The organism is Marinobacterium lutimaris, assembly GCF_900108065.1.
GTDB classification, from domain to species: Bacteria; Pseudomonadota; Gammaproteobacteria; order Pseudomonadales; family Balneatricaceae; genus Marinobacterium_D; species Marinobacterium_D lutimaris.
Window position 1 is genome coordinate 350,745 of record NZ_FNVQ01000001.1, and the last position, 18,242, is coordinate 368,986.

17 protein-coding genes are annotated in these 18,242 nt (G+C 55.6%); 8 read left to right on the top strand and 9 right to left on the bottom strand.

The window, feature by feature from the left end; genetic code table 11:
• Positions 1-61: 61 nt before the first annotated feature.
• The 8 genes from C4S72_RS01670 to C4S72_RS01705 all read left to right on the top strand — a co-directional run bounded on the left by C4S72_RS01670 (position 62) and on the right by C4S72_RS01705 (position 5,472).
• Positions 62-253 carry a CsbD family protein gene (locus tag C4S72_RS01670; protein WP_104001337.1) on the top strand — a complete coding sequence of 64 codons (192 nt, stop codon included), beginning with the start codon at positions 62-64 and terminating at the stop codon, positions 251-253.
• A 468-nt stretch (positions 254-721) separates the two neighbouring features.
• Entirely contained in the window at positions 722-847 is a 126-nt protein-coding gene (locus C4S72_RS01675; protein WP_456085542.1) for a DUF1328 family protein, read from the top strand.
• Positions 848-914: 67 nt separating this feature from the next.
• On the top strand, positions 915-1,109 hold the full coding sequence (locus C4S72_RS01680) for a hypothetical protein (RefSeq protein WP_235009014.1): 195 nt from the start codon (positions 915-917) through the stop codon (positions 1,107-1,109).
• Between the two features lie 241 nt (positions 1,110-1,350).
• On the top strand, positions 1,351-1,917 hold the full coding sequence (locus C4S72_RS01685; protein ID WP_104001340.1) for a BON domain-containing protein: 567 nt from the start codon (positions 1,351-1,353) through the stop codon (positions 1,915-1,917).
• Positions 1,918-1,932: 15 nt separating this feature from the next.
• Positions 1,933-2,391 (top strand): PA2169 family four-helix-bundle protein, encoded by a 459-nt coding sequence (locus C4S72_RS01690; RefSeq protein WP_104001341.1) that lies wholly within the window; start codon positions 1,933-1,935, stop codon positions 2,389-2,391.
• Between the two features lie 253 nt (positions 2,392-2,644).
• The gene (locus C4S72_RS01695; RefSeq protein WP_200826643.1) at positions 2,645-3,955 is read left to right on the top strand and encodes a sigma-54 interaction domain-containing protein; all 1,311 of its coding nucleotides are present in this window, start codon (positions 2,645-2,647) and stop codon (positions 3,953-3,955) included.
• A gap of 250 nt (positions 3,956-4,205) precedes the next feature.
• A complete protein-coding gene (locus C4S72_RS01700; protein ID WP_104001343.1) occupies positions 4,206-4,391 on the top strand; it encodes a hypothetical protein in 186 nt (61 codons plus the stop codon).
• 628 nt (positions 4,392-5,019) lie between these two features.
• Positions 5,020-5,472 carry a PA2169 family four-helix-bundle protein gene (locus C4S72_RS01705; RefSeq protein ID WP_104001344.1) on the top strand — a complete coding sequence of 151 codons (453 nt, stop codon included), beginning with the start codon at positions 5,020-5,022 and terminating at the stop codon, positions 5,470-5,472.
• 202 nt (positions 5,473-5,674) lie between these two features.
• Here the strand turns inward: C4S72_RS01705 and C4S72_RS01710 are convergent, their stop codons facing one another.
• The 9 genes from C4S72_RS01710 to C4S72_RS01750 all read right to left on the bottom strand — a co-directional run bounded on the left by C4S72_RS01710 (position 5,675) and on the right by C4S72_RS01750 (position 18,197).
• Positions 5,675-6,472 (bottom strand): DUF4123 domain-containing protein, encoded by a 798-nt coding sequence (locus C4S72_RS01710; RefSeq protein WP_104001345.1) that lies wholly within the window; start codon positions 6,470-6,472, stop codon positions 5,675-5,677.
• A 7-nt stretch (positions 6,473-6,479) separates the two neighbouring features.
• A complete protein-coding gene (locus tag C4S72_RS01715; protein WP_235009015.1) occupies positions 6,480-9,152 on the bottom strand; it encodes a type VI secretion system Vgr family protein in 2,673 nt (890 codons plus the stop codon).
• Positions 9,153-9,188: 36 nt separating this feature from the next.
• Positions 9,189-11,843 (bottom strand): type VI secretion system ATPase TssH, encoded by a 2,655-nt coding sequence (gene tssH / locus C4S72_RS01720; RefSeq protein WP_104001346.1) that lies wholly within the window; start codon positions 11,841-11,843, stop codon positions 9,189-9,191.
• Positions 11,840-12,946 (bottom strand): type VI secretion system baseplate subunit TssG, encoded by a 1,107-nt coding sequence (tssG, locus tag C4S72_RS01725; protein ID WP_104001347.1) that lies wholly within the window; start codon positions 12,944-12,946, stop codon positions 11,840-11,842. Before tssG ends, tssH begins: the two co-directional genes overlap by 4 nt.
• Complete coding sequence (gene tssF, locus C4S72_RS01730) at positions 12,910-14,745, bottom strand: type VI secretion system baseplate subunit TssF (RefSeq protein WP_104001348.1); 1,836 nt, start codon at positions 14,743-14,745, stop codon at positions 12,910-12,912. Before tssF ends, tssG begins: the two co-directional genes overlap by 37 nt.
• On the bottom strand, positions 14,745-15,227 hold the full coding sequence (tssE, locus tag C4S72_RS01735) for a type VI secretion system baseplate subunit TssE (RefSeq protein ID WP_104001349.1): 483 nt from the start codon (positions 15,225-15,227) through the stop codon (positions 14,745-14,747). Before tssE ends, tssF begins: the two co-directional genes overlap by 1 nt.
• An 88-nt stretch (positions 15,228-15,315) precedes the next feature.
• Positions 15,316-16,815, bottom strand: coding sequence for a type VI secretion system contractile sheath large subunit (gene tssC, locus C4S72_RS01740; RefSeq protein WP_104001350.1), 1,500 nt, complete (start codon positions 16,813-16,815; stop codon positions 15,316-15,318).
• A 28-nt stretch (positions 16,816-16,843) separates the two neighbouring features.
• Positions 16,844-17,377, bottom strand: coding sequence for a type VI secretion system contractile sheath small subunit (gene tssB / locus C4S72_RS01745; RefSeq protein WP_104001351.1), 534 nt, complete (start codon positions 17,375-17,377; stop codon positions 16,844-16,846).
• 70 nt (positions 17,378-17,447) lie between these two features.
• The gene (locus C4S72_RS01750) at positions 17,448-18,197 is read right to left on the bottom strand and encodes a hypothetical protein (RefSeq protein WP_104001352.1); all 750 of its coding nucleotides are present in this window, start codon (positions 18,195-18,197) and stop codon (positions 17,448-17,450) included.
• Positions 18,198-18,242 lie beyond the last annotated feature (45 nt).

Below are 18,242 nucleotides of genomic sequence, written 5' to 3' on the forward strand. Positions count from 1 at the left end.
GGTGCATGGTAAACCGCAGCGGGCGGAGGCTCGCTGAATCAGTTCAGACAAGGAGATAATGATGAATATCGATATCGCTGAAGGTAAATGGAAGCAGCTTAAGGGCGAGGTGAAGGATCGCTGGGGTAAGCTGACTGACGACGAGCTGAACCAGGTTGAAGGGCGCAGTGAGCGTCTGGTTGGTCTACTGCAGGAGCGCTACGGTCTCGAGCGTGAGCAGGCCGAGAAAGAGATAGAATTTCTGCTGCACTGACAGAATTGTTTTTAGCGCACATGGTAAGCCGCCCCCCTGGGGCGGCTTTTTTGTTGTGGGTCATCAGGATGATGAATTTGTCCGCAACAGACTTGTGAAGACGCCGTGCATTGATGCAAGGGTGAGGTGATAAAGACATATTGCCCCAATCAATATTCCTGTCGGGAGCTCTCAATAGTTTTGAATCGGTGGCTCTTCTCCTGCTTGGCGTTAAGTACAGTTGAATTCAGACTTGATTGGTTACAGTCGTCAGGTAAAGACGGTAAAAACTTCATTGTCACCCTGTAAAAAGCTTTCAATCCATCGGTAAATTTCAACCTATGATGCTTTAAAAGCCTATGCTTCCGGGATTTTTATAATTGGCATGGTATCTGCTTTATACATGGGGATTGAAAAAATATTGATGGAGGGAACGTTATGCTTGGTTGGGCTGTCGTATTTTTCATTATCGCATTGATCGCTGGTGTTATGGGTTTTGGTGGTATTGCCGGGGCTGCAGCCGGAATGGCCAAGATACTGTTTTTTGTATTTTTGGTATTTCTGCTTATCAGCGTTTTTGTTCATTTAACTCGCGGTCGTGGCCCGCGTATATAAGCCGCAGTTGTTACAAGAGAATTGACGCTTTTTGAATACGATACACTTCGTTCGAAGGAGACAAATGATGAAAAAATGGATTGCAATGCCCCTGGTAACCCTGGTTTCTGTCCTGATGCTCAGCGCATGCAGTGAGCCGGAAGGTCCTGCAGAGAAAGCCGGTGCGAAGATTGATGAGATGGCAACGGACACCGGTAACGCCATTGAAGACAGCTGTGAAGAGCTTAAGGAAGGAGTGGGTGCAGACGATACCGACTGCTAATTAATTCTTGTCGCCCACCAAAAAAGCCCACGTACCGTGGGTTTTTTTATGCCTGGTTCTAAGTGGTTTTTTTAATGTAAAAACTACACAAAGAATAAGTAAGAGTTTCACCGTTTTCTTAAAATTGTCGGTTATTTTAGCTTTGATTTACGCTCCGGGCCCCATTTTATGGGTTTTTTGATTTTTGGCATGATATTAGCTTTATACATGTGGACAAAATGATATATCCAAGGAGAATAGCATGAAGATCAAAAAGACAGCTCTGGCCTTGGCGACAGCTTCAGTTCTGGCTGCACCGGTTGCAATGGCAGATATGAACGACTGGGAAGGTCAATCAAAAGATGCTTGGCTGGATGGCAAACTGGAAACAGCCCTGATGCTCAACACTGAACTGAATAACTTCAAGATCGATACCGATGTCGATAAGACCGTTGTCACATTGAGTGGTCAGGTCAGTAACGAGACTGAGAAAGAGTTGGCTGGTCAGATTGCGGCGAATATTGACGGGATCACCGACGTTAACAACGAGCTGATGGTTGAGAGTGAAACGGAGGCATCCGATGAACCCAACGTCGCGGAGCAGTTCGCCAGTGATGTCAACGACCTGACGATTCAGGCCGGGCTCAAGATGCGTTACGCCACGTCCGATGGATTGGATGGCAGCGATATAGATATCGACGCGGAGGGCGGTGTAGTGACTCTGACCGGTCAGGTACCAAGCAACGCTGCGCATGATCTGGCACTGGAGATCGCACAGGGTTATGACCGCGTCCGAGACGTGGAAGATGAGCTTAAGGTGGTTAACTAATCCGGAGGCGATCTTATGTCAGGTGCGCAGGATAGCGATCTCGTAAATGAGCTGATTGCTGTGTGCCATGACGGAGAAGGTTTTTATCGCCATGCCGCCAAGGCGGTAGAGAACAGCGAGTTGCGCTCTCTGTTCTGGGAGATGGCCGATAGCCGCCGACAGATCGCTGAAGCACTCAGTGATAAGGTGGTTGGCAGGCTGGGAGAGGGGCGTGACAGCGCGGCCCTTTCCCTAAGGATGAGGCGGCTCTACGCCGAGGTGGAAGCCAGATTGGCCCGAGACAGTGATGTGACATACGTCTCTGAGCTTGAACGTAGCGAGGCCAACACCTTGGACAACTTTCGCCAGAGCATCGGCAGCGTGCAAAGTACGCGGCTCGCCCAGGAACTGGCGAGACATCTGGCCTCCATTCAGGTGATGCATGATCGAATGCATCTGATCAGGGAGGAGATTGAGGGGCGTCAGAGGCGATAAAACCCTCTTGAGGGCACTCAGTGATCAACCGGGGCATCTACCCCGGTTTTTTTATGTTTGGGTGGTATTTGGGCGCGAACTTCGTCGAAACGGTTTTGTCATAGCCGTTGCTATAAATCGTTGTTAAGAATGGTATAGTTCACTGTCAAAGTTGCCGTCCAAGGCAACTACTACAAACCTGCCGGAATACCCACATATGCCAAGACTCCATCTGATATCTGAGGATATCGCCTTAGCGGAGCAGATTTTGCCCATGCTCGATGAGTCAGGTTTCAGGGTTGGGCAGTCGGCCGAGATGGCGGCGGATCTGACAACACCGCCTCAGGGTGATGTGGTGATTTTTGCGCCTTATCAGTTTGATGAGGATCAGTATCGGCTCTATCTGGAACACCCGCTGCATGAGGATGCTGAGTGGATGCTGGTGAGCAACGGCGTCCCTAACCCCTGGTTGGACAAGATGATGAGTCAGGGGGTCGCTTATCATTTCCGGACTCCGATCGATGACAAGCATTTTAAAGAGGTTATCGGTGACTTCTATGTAGAGATTCGTGAAGAGAAGGCGACTCATGCTGAAGCACCCTTAACCTCCAATCTGGACCAGTTTGGCCTGCTGCTAGGTTCCTCCGCCGCGATGCGGCGGCTGTATCGTCTGATTCGTCGTGTCAGTCAGACGGATGCAAACGTGTTGTTGATCGGCGAAAGTGGCAGCGGTAAAGAGCTGGCCGCGCGCACGATCCATCAGCAGAGCCCGCGTGCCAACAAACCATTTATCGCCATTAACTGTGCGGCTTTGACGGCCGAACTGGTCGAAAGTGAGCTGTTTGGTCATAAGAAAGGCGCGTTTACCGGCGCTATAGCCGATCATGTCGGTTTCTTCGAACAGGGTGGTGATGGCACGCTGTTTCTCGATGAGATCACCGAAATGCCCCTGGCGCTGCAGAGCAAACTACTGCGTGTGCTGGAAACCGGTGAGTTTACCCGTCTCGGCAGTGATAAGGTGATGCGCACCCAGGTACGTGTGGTGGCAGCGACTAACCGTATCCCGTCTGAGGCGATAGACGAGGGCTACCTGCGTGAGGATCTCTACTTCCGTCTTGCACATTTCCCGATTCAGCTGCCGCCGTTGAGGAAACGCGGCAGTGATGTGATTGAGCTGGCCAAGCACTTTCTTGCTTATCGCAACCAGGCAACCGAGACCAGCAAGGCGTTTACCGAAGAAGCACTGGATGCTATCGGAAAATTTGACTGGCCAGGTAATGTTCGTGAGCTTAAGCACAGCGTTGAACGCGCTCATATCCTGGCGATCGATGATATTACGTTGGCTGAGCTACCGTCGCTGACGGAGCGTCAAAAAATCGATCCTAACCTGATTCGTCCGGGTGTCTCGTTAAAAGAGGCTGAAAAGGCTCTGATCCTCGCGACACTCGAAGCCTGTGAACAGAACAAAACACTCGCCGCCGAACAGCTGGGTATCAGTGTAAAAACCCTCTATAACAAGCTTGAACGTTACGAAGCCGAAGAGTCGGGCAGCGTGCAGGGCGCTGCTGAGCAGGACGAAGAATAGCTCCTACCCATTCGCGCAGGCTTCCAGGGCCTGCGCTGTCTCCTGCTTAAATGCTCTATTCTGATCACTCCTTTCCGAATACTCCTTACTGGACGTTCCTTTCTGTGCTGTAAAAAATTCACGACAGTTTTTCATTCTTACCGGCGTGATCTTGGTTCTGCGCCAGGATGTTGTTATTTAATCCAACAAAAACAATGACTTGTATTTTGGCATGCGGCTTGCTTTCTCCATCCTAAAGGAGGAATTGACCATGCTTGGAATAGGTACTTTAAGTTTTGTTATCGCTTTGATCCTGTATGTCGCTGAACTGCTCTTCGGTTCCAATTCATCTGTTGGCAGCATCAGCGAAACTCCGCTACAGATTGCGGTTCTGGTGATGGCTCTTTCCGTTATTGCCCATATCGGGCGTCGACTTTGGGTGCCGGAGCCGAACTGACTCAAAGGAGCAGTGAGGTTCTTAAGAAATCATGGTTACGGAAATCATGGTTGCAGAAATCATAGTCACGATAACAGTGTGAGCAGAAAAGCGAGCGAACGATGAAATGGATTAAAGCCCTCTCGAAAGTGGCATGTTTCAGTGGTCTATTCATGCTTATCTCAGGATGCGCCATCGACAGAAATGAACATGCATCGGCAGCAGATCAGCAGCCGCAGGCTCCGCGGTTATCCACTAGCCAACTCACCAGTCCCGTACTGACTTTTTGAGTGATGCTCAGTAAAGCTACGAAGCGTTTTTACAGAGGTTTGTAAGAGTTTCAGACGAATGTTGTAAAATTTTCAGGCTGAATCTGCATAGCAACCGATTTGAAGCGGTAATGCGCTATAACTTGTTGATTATGAATGCTGAATAAGTGGCATAAGATTAGCTTGGGAGGTATAGAGGGTTCCGTACAGGGATCTGATACCGCTGCAATTTCGGTCGGTATCGGGTGTATCGGAGCAATAAATACGATTCGGCGAGAAAGCGTGCAGGAGGAGAGGAGGGGAAACCCCAAGTTTCAGTTGTGGCGCGCCGCTGAATCAAGCAGAAGTAGCTTGGCTGCTGGTGTAGAAAAGGTTCAGGCATGTTGGAAGCACGCGACAGTCAGGTGGTGAATGAACTGATTGCTGTCTGTGTCGATGGGGCTCGGTTTTATGAAACGGCCGCCCGCGAGGTAGAGGACAGTGAACTGCGCATACTGTTTCGGGAGATGGGAAGTACGCGACAAACGATCGCTGAAGCGCTGGCACACAAGCTTAAAGAGCTTGGTTACGAACCGGATATCAGCGGTACGCTGGCTGGACGGATGAAACAGCTTTATACAGAGCTTCGCGCACGGCTCGCTGACAACGGCGACCAGCGATATATCGCCGATCTTGAATCGTTGGAGGCCAATGCTCTCCACGATTTCAAACTCAGTACCCATAAGGTGAAAAGCACCAGAGTTGCTCAGGAGCTTGCCAACCACCTGGCTACTATTCAGCTTAGCCATGATCAGCTTAGGGCGTTGAAACAGACCCGTCTCGATCGTATCTGACGCACCGTACGAAATGGGCCAACTCTCGGGAGGCCTTTTCATAGGTGTAGTTTGAAGATGGAGACCTGACACAATCCGCGGTATTGGGTCAGGTCTCTATTTCCTATTCTCTGGAGTTTCTCAGTATTTCTTATCACTGACCGGGTAAAGAAAACTACTCACTGCCCAGACCTGGAACATCCCACATTATGATTTTATGTCGTCAAAGAGATATTCCCTCTTCCAGTGCCGCCTGACGGCAACATTGGATCTGGGTGGCGAAAGTGGACGCAGAGCTTTGCGCATCATCCAGAACCTTCACAACCCAGTCATAACGTTTTGAGGGAGGTGCCAGGCCGTTAAAGAGGCCAGGTTCATTGCGGCGTAACCCATCAATTACAGCATCTATCCTGTTCATATCGGAAAGTCTTTGAGTCTGAGTGTCGTCAAACTCGATCTGCACCAGCTTATTGGGCTCAGCGCTTTCAATTTGGTCGAAGGGCAGTGAGTGCCACAGAGCATCGCGACCGATATAGCTCCAGCTGAGCATATTCCCTGTCAGTAGTTCTCGTTGATCTTGATGCAGCACTTCAAGGATCTGGGGCAAGCGGCGGGTGTCCGCAAGCCGCAATATGTAACGGGAGTCTTGGACTTTAACGACTCGGAAAGTGGAAAAACGCAGTGCCAGAGTCTCTAGCGTCTCAGAGCTGGCAATCAGGCTTAACATTGGATAACCGCTAGTCTCGCGTGCGATTGAAGCCAAGGAATCAAGACTATTGGCGTTTAACTGAATCAGTAGGGGCGATACCGCTAGAACGTGGTCGCTGGTATCTGGACTATCCTTGTACAGGGCATACCAGCTATCTGTCGGGAATAATCGCCGGACTAGCGAAAGGCAGGTTTCATGTTTGAATGATGCGTCGATCAGCAGGTATACCCATGCCTGCGACGACAGGTTCTGCTCTACCAGAGTGTGTGTTTCCGTGATCCAGTCATCTGAATAGTGATCAATCAGTTCCATAAACGCCTCAGGCTACATTGACCAGTGGTGAGCCGCTGGAAAGGTTTTTCAGCAGGCACTCAACGCAGATGGCCTCCGGCATCTGAGGTAGCGCTGCAGACATCTGGGCAGGGCCGCCAAAGCTTTGGCTGGCTCCCTTGATATTCACACGACCAGGCGCATGCAGCTGAATATCACCGCCCTTGATGCGCACATAGGCGCCACCGCTGACCAAGAGAATTTCTTTGGCGGCGGCCAAGTCGATCTTCTGCTCGGTAGATGTGGCTTTCAGGTCTTTCTCTGCCGTCAACTCCATGGCATCGCTCTGTGCCTGCACCTCCACCTTGCCCCGTGCCGCAAACAGCTTGATGCCGGCGCGGTAGACGAACAGCGAGAGCTTTTCGGAGATGGCCGCGACCAGACTGCGACCAGCCGCGATATTGACGTCATCGCCGGTGGATACACTCAGTGAGTGGCCCTGTGCCATATGGGTGGATTGCGGGGTGCTCATTGTGATGCCCGCCGGGGAAGCCATATGCAGCCAGGGGGCTTTCATATTGGCGGCCTTGCCGCGACCGCCGGAGTCACTGGCAGCAGTGGCGTTGTTCTGCTGGCTGCTATCCGCTACTTCGCTGGTGCCGTAGTCGCTGTCGGCATCTTCACCCGCCTGTTTCAGGTTCGCTCTGGCTTCCAGGGCTTCGGCGTTATGGTCTGCCGCGCTCTGGCTGAGGCTGTCGGTGAGGTGATAGGCGCTGTTGAGCTGCTGGCGCGCCGGGGTCATGTCGAGCTGATCGCCACTGGCGCCAAGCTGACCCCAGCTGGAGAGGTATAACCCTTGATTGGCGCGAATGGCGCCGTAGGCGTCGGTGCGCAGCTCAAAGCCGGTACCGCGAAACGGCCCACGGTAGTTACCTTGCTGATGAATGAGGTAACCGAGGTTCAACTGGCTCTTTTCGTTCTCGGAGTTGAGACGCACGCGCTCCTGATCGGTGGCGTCATCAAACACCAGTTCGTTGTATTTGCTGCCACGGTAGGCTTTGCTTTTAAAGCCGGAGAGCAGGCCGTGGCTGTGCCAGTCGGGGTTCTGCTCGCCGTTATAGACGCGCCCGGTAAGCAGCGGCCTGTCGGCATCACCCTCTAAAAAGTCGACGATTACTTCCTGGCCGATACGCGGTACAAACACACCGCCCCAGTTGGGCCCGGCGTTGGGTTGGGCGACACGCAGCCAGACACCGGACTGTTCGTTGTGTTGGCCTAACCTGTCCCAGTGGAACTGCACCCGCACGCGGTTGAGATGATCGGTGTGGATCTCTTCCCCTTCGGGACCCACCACGGTGGCGGTCTGGGGGCCGCCGATGACGGGGCGATGGTGCAGCAACGGGGAGCGGTAAGGCTGGGTGCGGCGCTGGGCCTCAATCTCGATCAGACAATGGCCGGTACCGGCGCTGCGGTAATCGCTGAGAGAGTCACCGAATAGATCCGCATCGTTATCATTCAGTCCTTGGGAGGCCTTGGCCGCATCGATCTGTGGCTTGAGGCTGCCGGGCAGTGCATTGAGCTGGGCCGAGACCGGCAGGGCGTTCTCGGCATGGATGGTGACGCCCAACAGCAGGAACTGTCGCTCCGCTTCGCCACCCAGGCTATGCCGCGGATGCTGGCTGAGTTCAAACCAACGCCCCACCTGCATCTGACGGGTGCCGCCGGCACCTCGAAAACGCTTGGCTTGGGACTCGTGCGATTCCAGTCGGTTAGCGGTGAGCCGTTCACCGCGGTCATAGCCGTAGTAGTAATACTCACCGGCGTAGTCGTAGACCTCTTCATCGCTGAGGTTGCCCTGGTCGCTAAGGGCGCTGAGCCCGGTGCGCTTGCTCAGTGAGGGCTGCTTGTAGTCGAAGGTGCCAACACTGACACGGGTGGGTTGCTGCTGACGTGCACCGCCCCATTGGGTCAGGGCATCTTCCTGTTCGGTAGCATCCTGACGGTGAAAACGCACCACCTGCGGTGAGACCGGCTGTGTGGTATCCACATCGTCGGTGATTACCAGCCGATGGCCGTTGAAGGCGTTGTCTTCACCATTACCACTCTCTTCAGCACCTGTCTCGTCGTTACCAGCATGCTCGAAGTAGTACCAGAGACCTTCCTCTTCCATCAGGCGGCTGACGAAGTTGAAGTCGCTCTCGCGGTACTGCACACAGTAGCTGCGGTTAGGGTAGTCACGACGCAGGTCAAAACGGTATTGCCCCTGCGCCAGCTGATGGCCGTTGAACACCTCGGTGAGGACATCAACCACGGAGCGGTCCTGAAACAGCCGGCTGTCGCGGCCGAGCTTGAGCATCTCCAGCCAGGGGACGATGGTGAGCTGGTAGTAGGTGACACCACCATCCTCGCCCAGCATGCAGGCTTCGGAGACAAGGCCGTGCAGGGTCTGATAACCGCCACTGGCCTGCAGCAGAGACAGGCTCGCCGGCTGGGCCATCAGGGTCTTGAGCTCGATATCCCCCTGCTGGGAGAAGCAGTCGACGACGTAGCGATAGGGTTCGCTAACGCGCTGCTCACCCACCAGGCGGTGCGGAATCAGAGCTGCACCGGACGTTGAGCCGAGCGACAGCTTTACCAGTCGCTGCGACTGAGACAGCGGGGTGTCGAAGCTGTCGAGAAATCTCGACAGCACGTCATTCCCATCCATGATTGACTCCGCCATTGATCATCCTTGTCTACTAGTCGGCATTCATTCGTGTCAGTGCAGTGCGTAGGAAAAGTCGCCCTGGTCATCAAGGCTGACGATCATCCGTTCGATCTGCTCTCCGGTGGCCATTCGGCCCAGCGTATGTGCCGCGATGGTCGGCATCAGGCTGCCGGAGATAATGTTGTCGATATTGCGGGCGCCGCTGTCACTGTCGGTGCAGCGTGCGGCGATGGCATCGACAATCGCCTGGTCATACTCAAAGCTCGCCTTGTGGTTGGCTTCAAAGCGGCGTTTGATGCGATCGAGCTTGAGGTTGACGATGCTGTTGAGAATCTCATTCTGCACCGGGTAGTAGGGCACAATGTTCAAACGCCCGAGGAAAGCGGGCTTGAACACCGAGTTGAGCTGATCCCTGAGGCTTTCGGTAATCGTCTCTGGCGCCGGCAGGGTTTCAGCCCCCAGACACTGGCGCATAATGCTGTCGGTGCCGACATTGGAGGTCAGCAGAATGACGGTATTACGGAAGTTGATTTCGCGGCCTTCGCCATCATCCAGCACGCCCTTGTCAAACACCTGGAAGAACAGCTCCAGCACGTCGGGATGGGCTTTCTCCACCTCATCGAGCAGTACCACGCTGTAGGGTTTGCGCCGTACCGCCTCGGTCAGTACGCCGCCTTCACCGTAACCGACATAGCCCGGAGGTGAGCCTTTCAGGCTGGAGACGGTGTGGGCTTCCTGATATTCCGACATATTGATGGTGATGACATTACGTTCACCGCCATAGAGCACGTCGGCCAGTGACAGCGCGGTTTCGGTTTTGCCGACGCCGCTGGGGCCGAGCAGCAGGAACACGCCGATCGGTTTGTTGGGGTCTTCCATGCGGGCGCGGGAGATGGCGATGCGCTTGCCGATCTCGGCCAGAGCATGATCCTGCCCCAGTACCCGCTCGCCCAGCAGCTCGGGCAGCTGCTGCACGGTGATGATCTCATCGCGCAGCATTTTACCCAGCGGAATGCCGGTCCAGTTGGAGATCACCTCGGCGATGACGTTGCCATCGACATGGCCATGTACCAGTGACTCTTCACCCTGAACCTCGGCCAGCTCCTGGCGTACGCCGCCGATCTGCAGGCTGATCGCATCGGCATCGCCTGACTGCTCGCCACTTTCCACCGCAGTGCGCTGTGCTTCGAGCTCTTTGAGGCGGGTGACAATCGCCTGCTCCTGCTCCCAGCGGGCGCGCAGGGCTGCAATTTCGCTTTGAGTCGCTTCATGCTGCTGAGCGAGCTCATCCAACACCTCGTCGTGCGCGGCGCCTTCGCGCTGCTCCCGCTTGAGCACGTTGATTTCGCTCTGCAGGTTATCGATGCGACGGTACGCATCTTCCAGTGCGGCCGGCTGTGACGATTGCGCCAGCGCCACGCGGGCACAGGCGGTGTCGAGCACGCTGACGGCCTTGTCAGGCAGCTGGCGGCCGGTGACATAGCGGTTGGAGAGGCGCACGGCCTGCACGATGGCGTCGTCGAGAATGCTGATCTTGTGGTGATCCTGCATGCGCTCAGCCAGGCCGCGTAGCATGTTGATCGCCACCGGTTCATCCGGCTCCTCCACCTTGACCACCTGGAAGCGGCGGGCGAGGGCGGCGTCTTTTTCAAAGTACTTTTTGTACTCGGCCCAGGTGGTGGCGGCGATGGTTCGCAGCTCGCCACGGGCCAGGGCGGGTTTTAACAGGTTGGCGGCATCGCCCTGGCCGGCCTGACCGCCGCTGCCGATCAGCGTGTGGGCTTCATCAATAAACAGAATGATGGGGTGCAGGCTGCGTTTGGTCTCTTCGATGACGTTTTTCAGGCGGTTTTCAAACTCGCCCTTAACGCCGGCACCGGCCTGCAACAGGCCAAGATCCAGCGTGCGCAGCTCCACGTTTTGTAGCGGCGGTGGCACATCGCCGTTGACGATGCGAAGGGCCAGCCCTTCAACGACGGCGGTTTTACCGACGCCAGCCTCGCCGGTGAGAATCGGGTTGTTCTGGCGGCGGCGGGTGAGAATATCGACCATCTGGCGAACCTCCTCCTCGCGCCCCAGTACCGGGTCGATGCGCCCGGCGCGGGCGTTGCCGGTCAGGTCGATGGTGTACTGATCCAGCGCCGGGGTTTTGCTGCGGCCGTTGCTTTTAGCCGCAGGCTCGCCGTTGCGCAGGTCGCTGGCTGATGATTGGCCTTCGGCTGTGCTTGCATAGCCGCCTTCCGCGCTGCCTTCAATCAGGTCACGCAGGTGTGCCTGCAGCTCATCGACGTTGATGCGTGCAAGCTCGAGGGCGCCGTCGAGCACCACACGGCGCAGGTCATCCTCTTTTAACAGCGCCAGCAGCAGATGGGCGCTGCGCACGCGGTTTTCGTCGAGATCGACCGAGGCGACCACCCAGGCGCGCTCAATCAGCTTGGTCAGACGTGGCGACAGCGCTGGCGTGCGGGTGTTGCCGGTTTTAAAGCTGGAGATGGTGTCCTCAAGCTGGCTGGCGAGGCGGTCCAGCGCCACATCGTAGTGGCGCGCGATGCGCAGAAAATCGTTGTCATCGCTGTCGAGCAGCTTCAGCAACAGGTGTTCGATATCCACATCGTATTGGCGCTCGGCCAGGCACAGGGCCGCGGCGCCTTCAGTGGCTTCGCGGCAGGGATCGTTGAGTTTGTCGAAAAGCGATTTCAGATTCACACCGTTGCTCCATCATAGGTGATTTCGAATACAGCCCGGCCGTCCTCTGTGGCCGGTTTGTCCGCGGGCGTTAGCCAGCTCAAGCGCCCCAGAGACAGGGTGCTTAGAGACAGAGTGTTTAGAGACGAGGTGCCTGCCTTGCCGAGCTGGGGAGCTGGGATTTCAGATTTTTTCAGGATCAGCTCGATCTCAAAGTCCAGCTCAATACCGGCATAGAACCGCAGCAGCCGGACCAGCTTTCGATGGGTGTCGGTATCTGGCAGCAGTTCGCGGTAGGCGGCGAGCGTCAGGGGGCCAAAGCTGACCCGGAATGATGACTGGTAGTCGCGCACTCGCGTGCCGGCCACCGCACTGCTTCCCAGGCAGGCGTTTGCCCTACCCAGGGTGGTGCATTGATCGGGCGCGAGAGGTATCCAGCGCCCACTGAATGATTTGACCTGGCAAGGTTGGCCAAAGGTGTAGCCCAGCATCGCTTCCAGGTTGCCGGCATTACGTGGGCGCTGCGCCATCAGGCCGGAGAACCAGCTGAACAGGTTACGGGTTAATGAGCCCTGGTCGTCCTGGCGGTTCAGGTTCTGTTTCAGCGTCGTGGGTGTAAATCCAACCAGATGCAACAGCCACTGTTCGAAGTCGGAGCTGCCCTTGCGTTCATACTCGATATGGAAACGGTACTTTTGCCAGGCCTCGTAGAACAGGGCGGTCATCCGGTGGGAGTACAGGTCCAGAAACGCATGGGCAGCATCATCCCGCTTTTCGATATGGCGGTTGATCAGTAGCTCGGTATAGGGCCGCGGCAGCACTCCTGAAGGCCCGACCAAGCCCATAAAGGTGACCTGGATTTCGCTTAACGGCTCGTCGCTGGCAGACCTGTTCTGCTGATTTTCGAACGACAGGTTGCTGATCTCACTGGGAGGAAAGTTCAGCGACAGCAGGGAGCGAAAACGCAACGGGTCCTGGTGCGGGCGATTTTCCGGATCGATACGACCGGTGCGGCTGTAGTGCAGTTTCAGTAACCGCACGAGCTGAAAGAACCCGAAACGCCAGGGTTCAGCACGTGCCTGGTCGATCAGACCAGGGGTTGAGTACCGGTTCGTGGCTTCCATTGGGCGACTCTCTGCTCGCGCTGTGTCGAGCGTAAGGTAAGTTGGGTGAAGCTGTTCAGGCTGCAGTACTGGCCGAAAAAGTGGTCCAGCACCATGCCGAACAGATAGATACCGCTGCCGATAAATTGGTTTTCGTTCAACTCAAGGGTGATTCCGGTGCCACGGACGAAAGCCGGACGGGGATGGCCGATCCGTGTCATCACCGGTTCGCTGCTGATTTTGGTAATGCCGTTAATCTGTTTGCGGATATCCGCCGCCTGGCGGTAGTTATAGAGCGACAGCAGCTCCATCAGCGCTTCACGTCCATCCGATACCAGCGACTGGTGGTTGAGCGACAGGTGTGAGATCAGGCGCCAGATCAATCCTTTACCCATGGGGGCTCGCACGGCGACGGTGGGTTTCCTGAGGCAGCGGATCTGCTGAACCACCTGCTCATGCTCCAGGGTGAAGTCTCCCTGGGGATGACCAAGGGTCATCAATTTGGGCAGGTCCTTATTGCTGCAGGTCAGGCTCAGACTCAGCGTATCGCTGCTGCCATCGAGCAGCTCCAGTTCGCGATCGACAATCCGCAGACGCATTTCGGTGCCGGGATCCCGGGCGTTTTCGGCCTGAATGCGGCGGGCGATCCAATAGCTCTGGTCGGGCTGTCTTTCGCTGTCTCTTGGCTCGAAAAAGGGCAGGCAGGGCATCACTCTGTCCTTGGTTGCCGTGCGGATTACGCGAGTCACCTGGTCGATAGAGACAATCTCGGTGGAGTCAGAATGGCGTAAATCCGGAATGACGGGGTATTCGTGGCGCGTATGGGACAGCTTGATCGGTTCCGCCTGCTGCTTGAACAGATTAACCACGGGGGTGCAGCCCAGTCGGAAATTGCGCCGCTCAAGGTTTTGCGCCAAACGCGCCAACGTTTCCTGCTGCTCGTAATCACTGAACAGGAAATGAATCTGGATATGGGTGACCGGCTTATCCAGCAGAGGGCGCTTGAGCCCGTTCAGATCAAAAAACAGAAACTTCTCGGGAAAGGTGAAGTATTCGTGCAGCAGGCGATAGCCAAGGAAGGAACGCTCGGAGTAATCGATCAATCCTTCGTCGGGATCAAAGCCCACCGGTGATAGCGCGTCAGGCATCAGTGCTATTTCACGCGCCTGGCCATCGTCGTTAAAGCTAACGGAAACCCTGGCTAGATTGTTGAACAGGATTTCGTACAGCGGGTGCATCAGAGGCCCTTCGCCGTCCAGAAAAAATCGCAGGCGGTCTATGCCCAGTTTGCCGAAATCGGTATTACCCAGGGTTTTCAGTGTCAGCGACAACCGCGCAACGTGCTCGTTGCCGTGTCGACTGAATGAGGAGCGCTCAAGCCGCGTGAATTCGGCGGCGGTGAGGCTCACCGGCCAGACATCGACCGGGTAACAGGTGCGAAAACGACAGAAGGTTTCGCCGACACGGCGCGAATGCAGTCCGCTATGCCGAGGCAGATGGTAGCGCCCGGTCAGAGAGGTCTGGGGCCCGGGGTCGAATTCAGCGATCGATAACGCGGGTGTGGGCCGCAGATAATGTGGGTAGAGCACGTCGAGAAAGGCTTCGACGATCTCCGGGAAGTCATCGTCCAGCTTCTTGTGAATCCGTGCACTCAGAAACGCGAACGACTCGATCATCCTCTCTGCGTGAGGATCTTCACAGTAGTCGTCCTCAAGCAGAAGGCGAGAGGCGATTTTGGGGTAGCGAGCGGCAAACTCCTGCCCCAGATAACGAAGATGCGAGAGTTCTTTCTCGTAGTAAGGTAATAGATCGTCGAGCATCAGATCAGATTCTGAACCTTGTATTGGCGGGTGTTGACCTGGAGTACGGCATCAAAGGCAACCTGATGGCTGGCCTCGCTGAGCGCCAGCATTGCCTCGATCCGAAACTGAAGAATACGGGCGTGGGTATCGGGGTTGAGCAGTTTTACCCGAACATTGCTGAAGCGGCGGTCACCCGTTTCGATGGTGTGTTCAAGCTGGCGCTGGATCAGGTGACGATCTTCGGTGCTGTGCACGCCCCGGCTCAGGAAGTCGGGCAGGCCGAAGTTCAACTGGGTGTCCTGAAGCGTTGGCCAGGCATCGAGTTCACCGGCGACCAGTTCGCGGCGGGTATTAACCAGCAGTTCCAGATCCCTGACAACAGAGGCTTTGTATTCAGGCACCGAACAGCGGTGGCCGGGCGTGGCCTCGGTGGTGTTCTGAGGCGCATCATCCAGCAACCTGTCCAATAGCGTTGGAACCATCTGCGTGGTGTTGCTCATCGCACAGCACTCCTTGCTGGCTTAAAAACAAGAGCGCGGCCACGACGCGCTGCTGTCGTGACCGCAGGTCGATCAGTCACTCACTGGTTCAGGATCCGCGGGTAGACTGCGGCAGCTCCGATACCAGGCGCAGAGACGCGGTCAGTTCATCAAGCTGGTAATGCGGTCGCAGGAAGGTTACCGCCTTATAGCAACCGGGCTTGCCGGGCACCTCGGCCACTTCAACACGCGCTTCGCGCAGCGGGTATTGCGCCTTGGCTTCCTGGCCAGCGTTGTCGTCCAGCAGCACGTACTGGGACAGCCACTCGTTGAGGAAATCTTCAACGTTCTTGCGTGAGGCAAAGCTGCCCACCTTGTCGCGCATGATCGCTTTCATGAAGTGGGCGATACGTGAGGTGGCGAATATGTATTGCAGCTGTGAAGAAAGACGCGCGTTGGCGTTGGCTACATCGGTGTTGTACTGCTTGGGCAGCTGCGATGACTGGGTGCCGAAAAACGCGGCGTAGTCCGTGCCTTTACAGTGCACCAGCGGGATAAAACCGAGATCGGATAGTTCTTTCTCGCGGCGGTCTGTGATCGAAATCTCGGTGGGGCACTTCAGCGCCACTTCACCATCATCGGTCTGGAAGGTATGGGTCGGCAGGCCCTCAACCAGACCGCCACCCTCAACACCACGGATTGCAACGCACCAGCCATACTTGCTGAATGCGTCGGTGACACGTGTCGCCATGGTGTAGGCGGCGTTCATCCATAGATACCTGTTGTGATCGCGGCCATCGACGCTTTCGGCGAAGTTGAACTCCTCAACGGGGGTAGTTTCCTCGCCGTAGGGCAGACGTCCCAGAACGTGGGGCAGCGTCAGGCCGACGTAGCGGGCATCTTCAGAGTTACGGAAGGATTTCCATTTGGCATATTCGACGGTATCGAAGATTTTCGACAGGTCACGCGGGCCCGCCATGTCGGTGAACGAATCCCAGCCGAAAAGCTCTGCCGATGCAGAAGAGATAAACGGTGCGTGGGCCGCCGCAGCGACGTGGGAGACCTCTTCGAGCAGATACATGTCTTGAGGGTGACGGCCAAACTCATAGTCGCCGATCAGCATGCCGTAGGGCGCGCCACCAAAGGTGCCATACTCTTCTTCGTACACTTTCTTGAACAGCGCGCTCTGATCGAATTCAGAGGCTGACTTGATATCTTTGAGCAGATCTTTCTTTGACGCGTTCAACATGTGGATCTTCATGTTGGTGCTGGTCTCGGTTTGATCTGTCAGGTATTTGAGACCGCGCCAGGAGGCTTCAAGCTGCTGGAACTCACTGGCGTGCATGATTTCGTTCAACTGATCTGAAAGCAGAGAATCGATCTCTGCGATACGCGAATCCAATACCGCAATCAGGTCTTTGCTCGGCGTAACCTCGCCTTCGAGAACCTGGTGAACCAACTCATCGATCAGGTCGCGGGTACGGGTGCGCTCGGTTTCTGAACGCGCTACCCGGCTTTCGGAAATGATGCTGTCGAGCAGGGAAGTCTCCGGGGCGAAGATCTCCTGGGGTTCGCTGGTGGTCGCTTGATCTATCTGGGTGTCGGCCATGAAAAGCTCCTTCTTCGCCTGAATTCCGTTAGTCCTTGTCGCTCTGGGGCTCTGCTGCGGCTTCGCGGCCCAGCTCTTCACCCAGAGTTTTCAGCTTTTCTGTATTCTGCAGTACGTCCATCAGCAGCTCTTCAAGCTTGTCGTTGCCGCCCATTTTGTTGCGCAGGTCGGCAAGTTTGCTGCGTACTTCCAGCAGTTTGCGCAGTGGCTCGACCTGACGTACCACTTCCTGGGGTTCGAAGTCTTCCATCCGCTTGAAGTTCAGCTCGACTGCCAACTGGGAGCCATCGTTGGCCAGGGTGTTGTCCACCCGGTAACTCAGCCGCGGCTTGATACCCTTAAGGACGCCATCGAAGTTGTCGCGGTCGATATTAACGAACTTGCGATCTTTCAGGCGTGGAAGCGGTTCAAGCGGATTGCCTGAGTAGTCACCCATGACGCCCACCACGAACGGTAGTTCTTTTTTCTCAATGCTGTCGCCGATCTCCACATCGTAAGTCAGGTGAACACGGGGCGCTCTGGTGCGCGATAGTTTGTGCTGTGTACTCTCGTTCTTGGCCATGTCGTCATCCTTTCTCGTTATGGCGGTGTGTGGTGGCTTTTCCGTCGTTACATACGACTTGGTCGTTTCTTCAGGAGGCCGTCTGCAGAATCAGCAGAAGGTCCTCTCGCAGGTCATCTTGCAGCCGGTCGATGGAGTCCTGCGAGATAAGCTCTTCAAAGCTGAGGTTGCCGGAAATTTCCGTGCTGTTGCGTATCACCTCGTCACCCGGAAGCGATGACTGTACCGGGGAACTGACAACGCAGAAGGGCAGCTCTCCGAAATCGTCCAGGCACTGGAAACTCAAAGGAAACCTGAGGCCTTTCAGCAGGCGGCCGAGGCCCGCCGCTCGACTGAAACAGTGGAACAGCATCAGATAGTGGAGCACAAACCGGTGAAGTTCAGAGCCGCTTCGATTAGGGTCCTGGGCCACTTGGCGGAAGCGGCGCAGATCGAAGGAGTTATACCCGATGACCCAACGGCTCGGGCTTGTAACCCGCACGGTAGAACCACTGGATAGCTGATGGTCATATTCCAGCGGAAACAGCTCAGGCGTCGAATTTATGATGCTGAGTGGAACCTCAAGTTCATTGATCAGGTTAAATGGTCGTTGTCCCGCGTGTTTGTCGAAAAGGGTACGGAATTCCTTGAAATGATGCTGGGTCTCGCGGCCGCTACCTCGTGGCGCTCCCTGGAGATACTCGCCAAACAGGGGTTGTGGACGGACAAGGGGTGAAAGAGTAGCCAGGTAATCAGATGCCAACACCTTAAGCCGGTCCGATATCGCGCGCGTCTGCTTGCGCGAGCGAATGAAGCTGTCTACATCAAAGGGTTGGTTCATCGTCATTCCTTGAGGCGTTCGCGTTAATGCGTTCGGCCAAGATTA